Here is a 14,200-nt window from a genome sequence, read left to right on the forward strand (position 1 = left end):
GCTGCACCTCGGCGAGCGCAGGTTGCGTTCACGTTAAAACCCTGTGACCGGCGGGGATACTCGTGTTCCCTAACCATCACGGCCGATTCACTGAACTGTTGCGTTGGTTCTGTAGAGCTTGGAATGTCCCTGACCTTGACACTCCACCCGAAAGTGAAGGACATGAAACCTTCGAGGTTCACCTCTCGCCGCAACAGCAACACCAACAAGGTCCTTGCTGCAGCGGTCTTAAGTTTCTCGCTCGCATCCGCACCCATCCTCGCGCCGGCCACCGCATCGGCCGCAAGCAACGCCGCACACTCGCTCCGGGCTGATCAGCCCGTCCAGCCAGACGCAGATACTGCGCCGCTCACCGTGACCGAACTCAATAGCGGCAACGACAACACCACGACGCGCGACTACCCTTTCGTTGAGCTGACCAACCCCGGCTCTAAGCCAGTCACGATCGGTAAAGACGGCCTCAGCCTCAGCTACATCACCGAAGACTCCACAAAGACGGCCAACGATGTTGAGCTTGAGGTCGATGCGCCCGTCACCATCAAACCCAACGAGAAGGTTGTGCTGTGGCTGACCCCGCAACGCGAGAACGCCTCCGAAGCGGCTGGCGAGGCATCCGCTGAGGCGCGCGACGAAACCGAGACCTCCGGCAAGCCACAGGAAACGCAGGAAGACATCGCGGCTTTCAAGAAAGCGTGGAAGCTCAATGACTCGACCCGTGTTGAGATCGCGCACGGCCTGGAAAGCAAGGTAGAGAAGACGTTCGGCCTTCGCGTCTCCGACTCGCAAGGTAAAGAACTCACCCGAGCGTTCACCTCAACAGAAACCGCCGAACCGAGCGACGCTACAGAACCGAGCGACGCTACAGAAACAAGCCAGCCCGCAGAGCCGAACGAATCGGCAGCACCAGCGGAATCTGAAACCCAAGCTGAGCGCACGGAACCGGCAGAGACCACGGAACCAACCGAGTCTGCGTCCGAGCAACCATCTGAGTCCTCATCTGGCTCGGCATCACCATCCGAATCTGCTGACCCATCGGAGTCAGCATCCCCGTCAGAGTCAGCGTCCCCGTCGGAGTCAACGTCGCCATCGGAATCTGCTGACCCGAGCAAGGAACCTGCCCCAGCCACAGGCAACCTCGGCAAGCTGCTGATCACGGAGCTCGTCCCGGATTCGACCAACGTTGGTGGCTCGGATGGATACGAGTTCATTGAGATCTACAACCCCACCAACACCGCGATCAACCTGCGCGACTACCAGCTCCACTACCTCTATATCCTCAACGACCTCACCATCACTAACTCCGCTGAATGGCCGATGGAACCGCACGATGCGGTGGTTGAGCCGGGTAAAACCGTGGTCGTGTGGATCAAAAACGGGCCTAACGACGACCTGAGCGCGGAAGACTTCGCGAAGCATTACGGGGTCAACCTCGAAGACTTCACCCTGGTTGAGAACAAGTCCGCCGGCATGGCCAACGGAAGCCCCCGCGGTATGGAACTGCGCACCCGCACGGGTGAGAAAGTCCACCGCGTCAACTACAACGTGACCGGCGAGAAAGACCCAGCCAAAGACATCGGCATCCACTACGCCGCCAACCCTGATGATCCGGGTAACGCGAACATCCTCGAAAAGAGCGCGGCAACCCCGGGCTCCATCAAGCCAGAACAAGCTCCCGGCAGCGTCATCGACATCCCGGAAGATGCTGAAGCCCCGGTCATCAAAGACCAGAGCCCTAAGTCACTGGACCCCAACAAGAACGGTGAACTGAAGTTCAAGATCACCGACAACGTCCAGGTACGCCGAGTAGAGCTCACCCTCTCCTCCAACGCCGATCCCGAACCGCAGGTCCACAACGTCACCAACAACGGCGACGGAAACTATACGTTCACCATCCCGAAAGCAGACCTGCTCGGTAAGCGCTACTTCGAATACACCGTCACCGCAAGCGACGGAACCAACGAAACCACCACCGAAAAGGTGCGTATCCCGCTCGATGGCGTCAACACGAATCCGTTGCGGCTCAACGTCAAAGATGGTGAGTTCGTGCGCGGGACCGTCCCTATCTCGGTGGCATCTGACACCCCGGGCGAGAAACTCGGGGTCTGCGTCAACGACAAGCCACTCACCGATACCCACGCTTCACTCGAAAAAGCACCGACCTTCGCGTTCGAAACCTCCCAAACGGACACCTTCTTCCGCAACGGCGTGCTCATTAACGGCGACGTCCTCCATATCTTCGACGAAGGCACCTACGCCGAATGGGCCACCGTCTCAACCGATGTGCCACTCAACTACGTGACCGCCGGAAAACCACTCCAGGTCGACATCGCCGCCGGCACGAAAGCCGCACCAGGCCCAGACCCAAACGAAAACAACGACGATTTCGTGGTCCGCAACATCCGGCTCGTCCTCCCCGACGGCCGCACCCTCCGCGCACCAGGTTGGGAAGACCCCACCCAAATCATCCAGATGGGTGACTCCACCGGCAAAGTCGAAGTCCTCGAAGCGCCCTTCACCATCCCAGAAGACGCCTACAACGCCCAGGCCGCCCAATGGGACTCCACCACCGTGGCCGACGGCGAACACATCGTGTGCGGAACCAGCCCCGACGGCTCCCGCACCGAACGAACCATCAAAGTCGACAACACCGCCCCCGCCATCACCACATCCGTAAAGGACGGAGAAGAGAAACGCGGCGGCTTCACCATCGACTTCGACGCAACCGATAAAGATTCGGGACTCGACACGATCGAAGCCACCCTCAACGGCGAGAAAATCGACAACGGAACCGAACTCTCCAGCGTGACCATGCCAGCCGGCACCCACACCCTGGAAATCACCGCCAAAGACAAGATCGGCAACGTATCCAAACGAACCCTGACCTTCACCACCCCCGTTGAACAACCCAACGGAACCATCTCCAACCAAGCCGGCGCCATCCTCAACGTCTGCACCCCAGGCTCGCTGACCGCCCGCGTATCTGACCCGAGCGGTGACCCACTCACCGTGTCCTTCCGCGAAGGCCACACCTCAAGCCTCGAAAACGAGACCCTCACAGCTGTGAGCGGAACCGTCAACAACGCCAACCAAACCGAACGGAACGGCGACACGCTCACTGCCGGGGGCACCACCACATCGGACACTGAGCTTCCATTCCACGCGTTCACCACCGCGGTACCGGAAGACGCCGGCAAGGACGCCCTCGTACGCGTCGCATGGGAAGGCACAACCGACCCCGGCGCCCGCATCCGCCTGCTCGTGTGGAACACGGCAACCAACGCCTACCAAGAAGTCGATGTGGCACTCACCGACAAGAAAACCGGCGAAGCCACACTCGAGGCGATGGTGCCGCTAGGTGAACACGCCGTAGATGGCGAAATCCGTGCCATAGTCCAACACTCCGAAGGCTGGGCCGGGCCTAACCTCTCCGGACGCGACAGCGCCGTAGAGCCATACCACCCAGACGACACCCCACGCAGCGAATACGACTTCACCTTCGCGTGGGAAACCGACACCCAGTACTACAACGAATCCTTCTACGACCACCAGATCGCCATCCACAACTATCTGCTGGAACGCCGCGAACCACTCAACCTGCAGTACCTCTTCCACACCGGCGACATCGTCGATAAAGCCGAGCAACAGTTCCAGTGGGACAACGCCAACAAGGCCTACAAGATGCTCGGTGACGCCGGCCTCCCCTACGGCGTGCTCGCCGGTAACCACGACGTCGGGCACATGAGCAACGACTTCACCGAATACTCCAAGAACTTCGGTGCCCACCGCTTTGCACACAACCCGTGGTACGGCGGCTCCCACCAAAACAACCGCGGCCACTACGACCTCATCACTGCCGGCGGGCACGACTTCATCATGCTCTACATGGGTTGGGCCCCAGGCGATGAAGAGATCGCGTGGATGAACGAAGTGCTCAAGGCATACCCTGAACGCACCGCGATCATCAACCTCCACGAATACATGCTCACCACCGGTGGGCTCGGCCCGATCCCGCAAAGGATCTACGACGAGGTGATCACCCCGAACGCCAACGTCCGCGCCGTGATGAGCGGCCACTACCACGACGCCTACACGCGAGTGGATCGCTTCGATGACAACGGCGACGGCGAAGCCGAACGCACCGTAACCCAGATGCTGTTCGACTACCAGGCGCTACCCGAAGGCGGCCAAGGCTTCCTACGGCTCATGCACTTCGACAACAAGGGCCAGCATGTGAAGGTCCGCACCTTCTCGCCATCGCTGAAGCAATACAACGCCGAAGACGCAACGCTGGAGCCAGAACACCAAGAGTTCACGCTCAGCTACGACGCCTTAGGCCTCGAAGCGAAAACCAAGTCCCTCACCACAGCCAAGGCCCGCGTCGACGTGCTCACTGCGAAGGAACTCGGCTCCGTGGGGGATGTGGAGTCCGGCACCGAAGCCAAGGTTTCCGTTGAAAACCTAAGCGAGGGCGAGCACACCATCTACGTTCTAACAACCGACCCATACGGCGCCAAGCACTACTCCGCGCTGCAACGCGTCACCGTCCAAGGCGGCGACTGCGACATCGAGAAACCAGACAACCCAGGCACCGACGTTGAACCCGAAAAGCCGAGCAAGCCAGGTAAACCAAGCGCACCTGCTAAACCTATTGCGCCGGGTAAGCCGGGCGGGCCAGGCGGTCCGGGTAAGGCACCGGATGGTGACTCCGCGGGCGCCGGGGCTACGGGTGCCGGGACTACGGGTGCCGGCGATACCAGCCCTCGACAGCACCAACCGAACCGCCCCGCTGTGGCTCTCGCGGCAACCGGCGCTGATGTCACAGCCCTCGGCCTGGCTGCCGTATCCCTCACGATGGGCGGCGCAGCCATGGCATGGATGTTGCGGCGACGCACACGCTGACCTAGCCACACAAGCTAGGCACAACCAGCCGGCTCCAGCTAGTAGCTAAGGCTGGCTACATAACCGATGCGGTGGTTCCCTCTAATTGGAGGGAACCACCGCTGCATTGCAGGAAAGCTCACGCCGCGTTTCCGCAAAACCTGTGCCGCGTTTCAAACTGTCAGGGGGTCTTGAGAAGCTAGAGGCATGGAGGCTATTTCAATTATTTTGGCGGTTCTCGCGCTCATTATCGGGCTTGTTCTTGGCGCCTTCGCCGCCCTTCGCTGGGGCCCGGGGTCCGCGGAGCGAGGCGAGATCGAGCGGTTACGCTCCATCGTGGATCAGTTGCGCTCCGGGCTCGAACAAGCGCATGAAGCCGAATCCCGTGCCCGCGCAGAGGCCGCGGGAGCACTCGGGCGAGCCAACGTTCTAGAACGCACCCAAGCTGAGTACGAAGCGCAGAAGGCCGAGCAGGAGAACACCGAGAACCAGATCCTGCGCACGCTGGCACCCATGACGACCAAGCTCCACGAGCTCGGGATCACCGTCAACAGCATGGAAAAGCAACGCAACCGGCACGACGCAACCCTCCAAGAACAGCTACGCCACCTGATAGAGCACGATCAGAAACTGCTCACCACAACCACAGCGCTCGCCGGGGCGCTCAAGGACACCTCCAAACGCGGCTCGTGGGGCGAGATTCAGCTGCGCCGCATCGTCGAACTAGCCGGGATGACTCGCCACGTCGACTTCACGGAACAAGCCTCCGTCCGCTCCCGCGACGAAACACCAGGCGGCAGGCCAGACATGGTGGTGCACCTGCCAGGCAACGGCAACATCGCCGTGGACGCTAAAGCTCCATTCCCAGACGCCGAAACCTTCAGTGACCAACGCGAATACGAGCTCACCACGGCCAAAGTGCTCGAAGACCGCATCAAAGAGCTCAGCAAACGCTCCTACCAGACCGTGCTCGAGGGTAGCCCAGATGTCGTCGTGTGCTTCGTGCCCGCCGAATCGATGCTGTCGCGTGCGCTCGATGTCCGGCCGCAACTACTCGACACCGCGTTTGCGAACAACGTTGTTCTCGCATCCCCCAACACGTTGCTTGCGATCCTCAAAGGGCTCGCCGTGTCATGGCGTCAACACCAACTCACCGACAACGCGAACGCCCTCTACAAGGAAGCGAAAACACTGCACGAACGCATCGGGATCGTGCTCGGGCATTTCAACGAACACGGTAAAGCCCTCAACCACAGCGTTGAAAGCTACAACCGGATCCTCAGCTCCATGAACGTACGGCTACTACCGAGCCTGCGGCGCATCCAAGAACTCGACCCAGCCATCGGGCCAACCAACGCCGAAAACAACCTCGCCGCCCTCGACGCCAGTGCCAACCCGACCCCGCACGTCAATGACTAGCCCTATGTCGCAAAGGCTATGTGGTTGGGCGTGCGCCGCGGCCACCTAGCACGCGGGAATCGTCGCCGTCCTCACGCAACTTCACGCGAAGCTCCTTCGGTAGCGAGAACAAGATGTCCTCCTCCGCCGTCACAACCGGCTCGACAACGTCATAACCGTACTCAGCCAGAAGATCCAGAACCTCCTGAACCAAAACATCAGGAACAGAAGCACCCGAAGAAACGCCTACCGTGGCAACGCCCTCAAACCAGGACTCATCCACCTCACGCGCAAAGTCCACCAGCTCCGCACGCTTAGCGCCGTACTGCAACGCGACCTCAACCAACCGGACCGAGTTGGACGAGTTCGTCGACCCGACCACAATCACCAAGTCAGCGCGCGGCGCCAGCTCCTTAATGGCAGACTGCCGGTTCGTGGTCGCATAACAAATATCGTCCGATGGCGGGTCCTGGAGATTAGGGAAACGCTCACGCAGAATCTCCACGATCTCCATTGTCTCGTCAACCGACAACGTTGTCTGAGACAGCCACCGCACCGAATCAGGGTTCTTCACCTGAACCGTGCGGGCCTCCTCAACGTCGTTCACGATCGTGGTCACCACAGGCGCCTCACCGTAGGTGCCCTCAACCTCTTCGTGTCCATCATGACCAATCAAGAGAATCTCTTGACCAGCCTTCGCGAAACGCACCGCCTCACGGTGAACCTTCGTCACCAAAGGGCACGTCGCATCAATCGTGCGCAAATTCCTCTGCGCCGCTTCCTCGTGCACAGCAGGGGAAACACCATGCGCAGAGAAAACCACCATCGCGCCCTCAGGTACCTCGTCGGTCTCCTCCACGAAGATCGTGCCGCGTTCCTCCAACGTCTCAACAACGTGACGGTTATGCACAATCTGCTTACGCACATAGATCGGCGGACCGAAATGTTCCAAAGCCTTCTCAACCGTGATCACCGCACGGTCAACACCCGCGCAATAACCACGCGGCTCAGCCAAAAGCACACGCTTAGGCCCACTCACCTCAGCCGCAGCCTCAACCTCTTCACGAGAACGGCGCACACGCGGAACCGGAGGTAACCCCAAAGAAACAGCAGCACTCGACATACTTCAGTATTCTACCGACCGCCGCCGAGCACGGCCCACCGCCAAACCAATCAGCCCCAACACAAGCAGCCCACCGCCGGCCGCAGTCACAGGCAGACCGATCGAAGACGTCACATCCCTAATACCCAGAATGAACGGACGCGCCAACGGCTCCGAAACCACACGAGCAGAGGTATCCAACATGCCGGTCAGCCCCAAAACCAACGCACCGAACGCCAATGCCACAACCCCGGCCGCCACGAACGGTACCGCTCGGCGCCGCGCAATCAGCAACGCAAGAATGAACGATGCGGCAGACACCACCGCGTATGCCTCCCAATGCGCGGACTGCTGCACCTGCATCGTCAACATCGGGATCCCGACCGCTGAAATCGGGATCTGCTCCGTAATACTGAACCGCATGCGCCACTGATCCCCAAACACAGCACCAGACTTAGGGATCACCGAACGCAGCCCCGGGACCTGTTCCGTCGACTGATCAAGCACCTGCTCAACCTTGCGGTTCACTTGCTTCGCAAACGGATCTAGAATCAACGGAATGTCGCCAGCGGAAGCATGCCCCGAACGCACCTGATCAACATAGGCTGCACGGGACTCATCCAGGCTTTGCAGCCACGCACTGTGTGCCTCCGGAGTATCCAAAACCGTATTGACAACCTTGCCCAACGGTTCTTCAAGCAGCCGTTCCAGCTCAGAGTTTTGCACGTTAATGTTCTGGAACAGTGTCTCGTTCGCGTTCTTCGTCAACCGTTCACGCACCTGCGGATCATCAATCACCGGCCCGTACAACTGCTTGATCTCGTCCGGATGCCCTAAGAACCCATCGACCCGGAATCCGGCCCACGCGAAAGCACCGCACACGGCAGCTACCGCCGCAAGGAAAACAGCCAAAACATTACGCACAGTTCAACATCCCATCTCAGGGTTCTACGGTGTGGATAAACAAGATCCTATCCACATGCTTAGCCGAACCCCCTCATAATCAGGTCTAATGGTGTGTATGCACCAACGGGAAGGAAACACACGGGCATGACCGAAACACCCGATGCGCCTCAACCACCCGGTGACCATCAAGCACCTGGTGAGCCTCAAGCACCCGATGCGGCGCTACAGCTTCCACATACCGAAGCCGTGCCCACCCCCGACCCGCAGCGCACCTTGGCACCCACCGCCGCGGAAACCACTGACGAAAACCCGTGGCCGCTCAGCTACTTTGCGCACAACCTTAAAACCCACATCGAACGTGTCTCCAACACGTGGGTCGAAGGCCAACTGATCGAGGTCAACCATCGGCGCGGTTCTGTCTTCGCGACCATGCGTGACCTCGAAGAGGAAGCGTCCCTATCGCTTGCTATCTGGGGTGACGTCGCACGTTCGCTGGAAACCCGGCCCGACGTTGGGCAGCGTGTCGTAGCGCGCATCAAACCGAACTTCTGGCTCAAGACCGGCCGCCTCTCGATGCGGGTCACCGACATGAAGCCCGTGGGCGAAGGCGAGCTCTTGCTCCGGCTTGAAAAGCTCCGCCGCTCACTCGCCGCGGAGGGCCTGTTCGATCCCGACCGTAAGAAACCGATCCCGTTCCTTCCGCAACGTATCGGTCTGATCACAGGCGCACACTCCGATGCGGAGAAGGACGTGCTACGCAACGCTGAGCTGCGCTGGCCGGCCGTCGCGTTCGAGGTCCGGCACGTCGCGGTCCAAGGCACCCGCAACGTGCCCGAAGTGCTCGCAGCGCTTGAAGACCTCGATGCAGACCCGCAGGTGGACGTCATCGTGATCGCGCGCGGCGGCGGCTCACTCGAAGACCTCCTCGGTTTCAGCGATGAACGCATCATCCGAGCCGTCGCTTCCGCCCAGACCCCCGTGGTTTCCGCGATCGGGCACGAGAACGACCGCCCCATCCTCGACGACGTCGCAGACCTGCGCGCATCCACCCCAACGGATGCCGCCAAACGCATCATCCCGGACGTCGCGGTAGAGAAAGCGACCATCCTCGAAGGGCTCACCCGCATCAACGCGGCGATGAACACGATGCTGGCCCGTGCCCGCACCGACCTCGAGGACCGCCGTTCCCGCCCCGTGCTCAAACAGCCTGAACGGATGGTCGAGGAACGCCGTACCGAGCTGAGTCAGTGGCAGGGCCGCCTCGAAATCTCGATGCGCACCGCACTCACCCATTCGCGTCAAGAAGTAACGCACTTACTCGACCGGGTCCGTTCGCTCTCCCCGCAGAAGACACTCGAGCGCGGCTACTCAGTGCTCCAAGACAGCACCACCGGGCGTGTCATCATGCACACCGAGCAAGCTCCCGAAGGTAGCGAACTCACCGCAAGGCTCAGCGATGGGACACTTCTGCTCACTTCCGCAGGCGCACGGATCGCTTCTGCCGATACACAGGACTAACCCAAACCAACTACAACCGATGTGAGGTCACCACATGACGGAAAACCCAACCGAACGCCCAGACGTCTCCACGTTGTCCTATGAACAGGCACGAGCCGAGCTCATCAACGTCGTGCAGCGGCTTGAAGCCGGCGGCGCAACGCTTGAGGAATCCCTCGAACTGTGGGAACGCGGCGAACAGCTCGCCCAACGCTGCCAAGCATGGCTCGACGGCGCGCAAGCGAAACTCGATGCCGCTAAAGCCCGCCGGGAGGAACAGGAAGAAACAGCGGCGCCGGCTGCCCCATCCGAAGATGGAACAACCGGCGCCTAGAGCCTGTACTTAGAAACGTATGCCGCGCTCGCGTAGGCCTTCGAGGTATTCCTCGATCCGGTCTAGAGCCTCGTTGAGCAGGTTCACGCCCGGCAAGAACACGAGCCGGAAGTGGTCCGGGTTCGGCCAATTGAAACCGGTGCCCTGCGTGACCAGGATGCGTTGCTGCCGCAACAGGTCCAGCGCGAACTGTTCGTCATCCTTGATCGGGTAGACCTCCGGGTCAAGACGAGGGAACAGATACAGCGAACCGCTGGCCTGCTGAACGGAGACACCCGGGATCGCTTTCAAACGGTGATAAGCCACATCGCGCTGATCCAAGAGGCGGCCACCGGGCAGAATCAGGTCATTGATCGACTGGTAACCGCCCAACGCGGTCTGGATCGCGTGCTGCGCTGGAACGTTGGCGCACAAACGCATGTTCGCGAGCAGGTCGAGGCCCTCGATGTAGTCGGAGGCAGTGTGTTTAGGGCCAGAAATAGCCATCCAACCGGACCGGTAGCCACACACGCGGTAGGCCTTCGAAAGCCCAGAGAATGACAACGTCACAACGTCATCAGACAGCGACGCCATGTTATGCATCTGGGCGCCGTCATAGGTGATCTTCTCGTAGATCTCGTCCGCGAAAACCACGAGTCCATGCTTGCGGGCAAGCTCCAAAATACCCTCGAGGATGTGCTTTGGATAGACAGCACCGGTCGGGTTGTTCGGGTTGATCACCACGATGCCCTTGGTGCGTGGGGTGATCTTGTTCGCCATGTCCTCGAGGTCCGGCAGCCACCCTTCTTCCTCGACGCACATGTAGTGGATGGGCCTACCACCCGCCAGCGAGGTCGCGGCGGTCCACAACGGATAGTCAGGGGCCGGGATCAGGACCTCGTCACCCTGATTCAGCAACGCGTTGAGGCTCAACTGGATCAGTTCAGAGACACCGTTGCCGAGGTAGATGTCATCCACTCCGATGCTCTGGATACCTTTGGTCTGGTAGTACTGGCTCACAGCGGTGCGGGCCGACAAAATGCCCTTAGAATCCGAGTAGCCTTGCGCGTGCGGAAGGTTGCGGATCATGTCAACCAACACCGCATCGGGCGCTTCAAAACCGAACGGCGCGGGGTTGCCGATGTTCAGTTTCAGGACCCGGTTGCCCTGCTCTTCGATGCGTTGCGCTTCCTTAAGCACAGGCCCGCGAATGTCGTAGAGAACATTGTTGAGCTTGGCTGACTGTTTGATTTCCGACATTCTTCCATCCAATCATGAAGAAAAAGACGCCGATCACGAACGTGATCGACGCCTCTCAAAGATTACCCCGATATGTCACACACCGGAATAAGCCACGCGTGCGTGCTCTGCTTTATGCCCTGCGGCGACTCATGATGCCGTCCAAGTCCAGCGCTTCCTGGAGACGTTCACGCTCGGCACGTTCACGCTCAGACTTACGGATCGAGGTAACCTCTTCAGGCTTCTTCTCTTCCTCCGCCTGGAACGGTTCGGCCTTCTCGCGGTGAGCCTCAGGCTTAGACGCGTAGCCAGGGGCCGGAACCTTGTGCGGAACCCAGCCTTTACCGGCCTTAGTCGCTTCAGCCACGCGCTGCGCTTCCTCCGAGCCTTCTTCGGCCTCGGCATCGGCTTCTGCCTCGGTATCGGCATCAGCGTCTAGTTCATCCTCAGCGGCGGCTGCTGCTTCTGCCGCCGCTTTCTCGGCCTCAGCTTTACGCAACGCCTCAGTGTCAGCTACGAAATCGAACGGAACTTCCGAGGCGGATACTTTCGGCGCCGGTTCCTCAACTACGTCCTGTTCCGCGCCTTTCTCGGCATCTGAACCAGTAGCAGACTGCTCCTGAGCGTCGCTATCCTCCTCAGTGTTGCTGTGCTGTTCAGGCGCGGCTGTTCCGCGCTGGGCTGACGTGTTCTCCGTGCCTGCGGCGGATGCGGAGCTTTCTACATCCATTTTGGACGCATCGGACGTATTCTGCTCGGTGGATTGTTTCTTATCTTCCGAAGACTCAGCCTTGATCGCGGCATCCGAGTTCTGCGCAGGTTTACCCTGCTCGTGCTGCGCGGCAACCTGTTTCGCTGCGCGCTTCCACGCTTCTTGACGGCGCTCCTGAACAGCCCACGTACGTAACGTGATCAACGTTCCGAAAGCGATCAGGAAGCAGACGAGCGGCCACCACCAGCTCATCGGCGTCAGTGCGGCGAGCCCCACGAAAACTGGCGCGCCCACCAAAGCTAGGGCACCAATCAGTGCTGCGCTAAATCGTCCCCAACGGATCTTGAGGCGTCCTTGTGAGCGCTGTGCATCTGCGGTCATGCGCCCTCCTCGGTAGATTGAAGATAGGTCGAAAAGCTTTTCTCAAATAACGCTAACGACATAGAACACAAGAACACGGGAGTTCTCCCGGTGTGTTGTTACTAAACTACAGCAATGTAAGTGCAATTCCGCAAGTTTGGCGACAAACTATTGTCCCAAGATGTTCCCGGAGCTTTCCTGTGAAAAAACACAGCAAAAGGGTGATGCGATCACTGATCCGCTCTGCGCGTCGCCTACGCGGCGGCGAAGCTAGGCGGTCAGCAGCCTCCGGTTTTGCGGCCCATGCCCCAGACGTGTTGCGGCTTGCTCGGCGCGTAACGCCGGGCGGAACAGCGCCAGTGGTCCTCGCCTACATTGCAGCTGATACCGAACCAGATGTCTCCCTCGCCATGCGCGAGTTATACGATGCAGGCGCTTGTGTTGCGGTTCCTCGCAGCCTGCCAGGCGCTCGCATGAGCTGGGTGCGTTGGGCGCCGGACCTCCCCATCACGACAGGAACGGTCGCACCTGTGCCGGAACCTGCCGGCGGGAAGGAACTGACACTCCCCCGGCATCCGATGCTGGTCATATTGCCCGCCTTAGCCATTGATGCCGCAGGCGTACGGCTGGGGCAGGGCGGAGGATTCTATGACCGTTTCGTTGAAACCCTCCCACAAGGCTCAGTCTTGATCGCTGCTGTGTTCGAGGACGAGCTGTATCCAGCTGGCGATGTACCCGCCGAGCCGTGGGACGCGGTGGCCAACTACGCGTGGACCCCGGAAGGTCTTCACCAGCTGGGCCGCTGACCCATTGCGGCGAACCCAGCCGAATTCACGCTCGCGGTATCCAACCGTTTCCCGTACCGGTTCCTGTGTTTCTACTGTTCCAGTATTCACACCACATGCACCCCGGGGCTTCATCCACATTTTCGGCGCCACACCTACCCTGGCTAGCGGTGGCGGCCAGGCTGGTGTGCATGAAACTCTTTTCAAACCACCGGTCACCGCGGTCTGGCTCGCGAACCCACACCCCGCGCACCTCTGCGGGGCGCCTAGCTAAGCCCCGCCGCACGCCGGCGGAGTGGTGGCATTCGCATCGGCGGCTCGTGGCCGCGGCGAGCGCTTTCGGCTTTGTTGGGCTTGGATTGAGCATTGTGTCGGATCACGCGCCGCAGCGGGTCAGTGTTGTTGCGCCGGCTCATGATGTTGCGGCAGGGCAAGCGCTGACTTCCGGGGATCTAACAACCGTGGAACTGCTGGGTTCTGCACCGGAGGGGGCGTTGACGCAAGCGTCTGTGGTTGAGGGGCAGTCGCTTACGGTGGATTGGCCTGCTGGGGTGCCGTTGCACGAGGCGGCGATTGCTGGCTCTGAGATGTTGCGTGAGGTCTCCCCTGGGCATGTTGCTGTGGGTGTCTCGCTGTCGCACACGGTCTCCGCGGGCTTCTTGAGGCGTGGGGATCAAGTTGATGTTGTGTTGACGCGTGCAGATGAAGTGGGCGATGTGCACACCGATGTGATCGCAGCACGCGCCAAGGTCTTGTGGGCGGGATCACCGGATACCGCTGCCGATTGGCTCCCTTTGGGTAAACAGGACTCCGAGGGCGCGATTGTGGTGCTGGAGGTCAAAGAAGATCAAGCCCCGGTGGTTTCGGCGGCGCATCAGCGCGGAAGTGTCACGTTGGTCATTCGCCGTCCAGGAGGGAAAGGCGACTGACGTGAACGGAGTGATATACGGGTGCATCGAGGGTGCCAGGCACGCCGAGTCTAGGTTCGCTTCTGACTCCAGTGCGGAGGC

The 14,200-nt window shown here is 60.3% G+C and carries 10 protein-coding genes; 6 read left to right on the plus strand and 4 right to left on the minus strand.

The window, feature by feature from the left end; all coding sequences use genetic code 11:
- The first annotated feature begins 162 nt into the window (after window positions 1–162).
- Window positions 163–4,899, plus strand: a complete 4,737-nt coding sequence (locus tag HMPREF3175_RS05315; protein WP_070491086.1) for a lamin tail domain-containing protein — start codon at window positions 163–165, stop codon at window positions 4,897–4,899.
- A gap of 186 nt (window positions 4,900–5,085) precedes the next feature.
- Window positions 5,086–6,297 carry a DNA recombination protein RmuC gene (locus HMPREF3175_RS05320; protein WP_070491036.1) on the plus strand — a complete coding sequence of 404 codons (1,212 nt, stop codon included), beginning with the start codon at window positions 5,086–5,088 and terminating at the stop codon, window positions 6,295–6,297.
- Window positions 6,298–6,313: 16 nt separating this feature from the next.
- Here the strand turns inward: HMPREF3175_RS05320 and HMPREF3175_RS05325 are convergent, their stop codons facing one another.
- On the minus strand, window positions 6,314–7,399 hold the full coding sequence (locus HMPREF3175_RS05325) for a 4-hydroxy-3-methylbut-2-enyl diphosphate reductase (protein ID WP_070491038.1): 1,086 nt from the start codon (window positions 7,397–7,399) through the stop codon (window positions 6,314–6,316).
- A 3-nt stretch (window positions 7,400–7,402) separates the two neighbouring features.
- Window positions 7,403–8,302, minus strand: a complete 900-nt coding sequence (locus HMPREF3175_RS05330; RefSeq protein ID WP_035754325.1) for a hypothetical protein — start codon at window positions 8,300–8,302, stop codon at window positions 7,403–7,405.
- A 126-nt stretch (window positions 8,303–8,428) separates the two neighbouring features.
- Between HMPREF3175_RS05330 and xseA the strand changes: the two genes are divergently transcribed.
- Window positions 8,429–9,802, plus strand: a complete 1,374-nt coding sequence (gene xseA / locus HMPREF3175_RS05335) for an exodeoxyribonuclease VII large subunit (protein ID WP_083289419.1) — start codon at window positions 8,429–8,431, stop codon at window positions 9,800–9,802.
- 34 nt (window positions 9,803–9,836) lie between these two features.
- Window positions 9,837–10,115, plus strand: a complete 279-nt coding sequence (locus tag HMPREF3175_RS05340; protein WP_035754326.1) for an exodeoxyribonuclease VII small subunit — start codon at window positions 9,837–9,839, stop codon at window positions 10,113–10,115.
- 9 nt (window positions 10,116–10,124) lie between these two features.
- Here the strand turns inward: HMPREF3175_RS05340 and HMPREF3175_RS05345 are convergent, their stop codons facing one another.
- Together HMPREF3175_RS05345 and HMPREF3175_RS05350 are read right to left on the minus strand one after the other, a co-directional pair.
- Window positions 10,125–11,354, minus strand: a complete 1,230-nt coding sequence (locus tag HMPREF3175_RS05345) for a pyridoxal phosphate-dependent aminotransferase (RefSeq protein ID WP_070491040.1) — start codon at window positions 11,352–11,354, stop codon at window positions 10,125–10,127.
- 112 nt (window positions 11,355–11,466) lie between these two features.
- On the minus strand, window positions 11,467–12,426 hold the full coding sequence (locus tag HMPREF3175_RS05350) for a UbiA family prenyltransferase (protein ID WP_070491042.1): 960 nt from the start codon (window positions 12,424–12,426) through the stop codon (window positions 11,467–11,469).
- 203 nt (window positions 12,427–12,629) lie between these two features.
- Here HMPREF3175_RS05350 and HMPREF3175_RS05355 point away from each other — a divergent pair, with 203 nt between their 5' ends.
- On the plus strand, window positions 12,630–13,211 hold the full coding sequence (locus HMPREF3175_RS05355; protein WP_083285526.1) for a 5-formyltetrahydrofolate cyclo-ligase: 582 nt from the start codon (window positions 12,630–12,632) through the stop codon (window positions 13,209–13,211).
- 170 nt (window positions 13,212–13,381) lie between these two features.
- Entirely contained in the window at window positions 13,382–14,119 is a 738-nt protein-coding gene (gene cpaB, locus HMPREF3175_RS05360; RefSeq protein WP_176745133.1) for a Flp pilus assembly protein CpaB, read from the plus strand.
- Window positions 14,120–14,200: the final 81 nt, after the last annotated feature.

It is taken from the genome of Arthrobacter sp. HMSC08H08, assembly GCF_001807575.1.
GTDB lineage: Bacteria > Actinomycetota > Actinomycetes > Actinomycetales > Micrococcaceae > Pseudoglutamicibacter > Pseudoglutamicibacter albus.

Coding starts and splice junctions, on each gene's coding strand:
- HMPREF3175_RS05355 (WP_083285526.1), top strand. CDS start 12,630: ATGCGATCACTGATCCGCTCTGCGCGTCGCCTACGCGGCGGCGAAGCT.
- cpaB (WP_176745133.1), top strand. CDS start 13,382: ATGAAACTCTTTTCAAACCACCGGTCACCGCGGTCTGGCTCGCGAACC.
- HMPREF3175_RS05325 (WP_070491038.1), bottom strand. CDS start 7,399: ATGTCGAGTGCTGCTGTTTCTTTGGGGTTACCTCCGGTTCCGCGTGTG.
- xseA (WP_083289419.1), top strand. CDS start 8,429: ATGACCGAAACACCCGATGCGCCTCAACCACCCGGTGACCATCAAGCA.
- HMPREF3175_RS05345 (WP_070491040.1), bottom strand. CDS start 11,354: ATGTCGGAAATCAAACAGTCAGCCAAGCTCAACAATGTTCTCTACGAC.
- HMPREF3175_RS05320 (WP_070491036.1), top strand. CDS start 5,086: ATGGAGGCTATTTCAATTATTTTGGCGGTTCTCGCGCTCATTATCGGG.
- HMPREF3175_RS05315 (WP_070491086.1), top strand. CDS start 163: ATGAAACCTTCGAGGTTCACCTCTCGCCGCAACAGCAACACCAACAAG.
- HMPREF3175_RS05340 (WP_035754326.1), top strand. CDS start 9,837: ATGACGGAAAACCCAACCGAACGCCCAGACGTCTCCACGTTGTCCTAT.
- HMPREF3175_RS05350 (WP_070491042.1), bottom strand. CDS start 12,426: ATGACCGCAGATGCACAGCGCTCACAAGGACGCCTCAAGATCCGTTGG.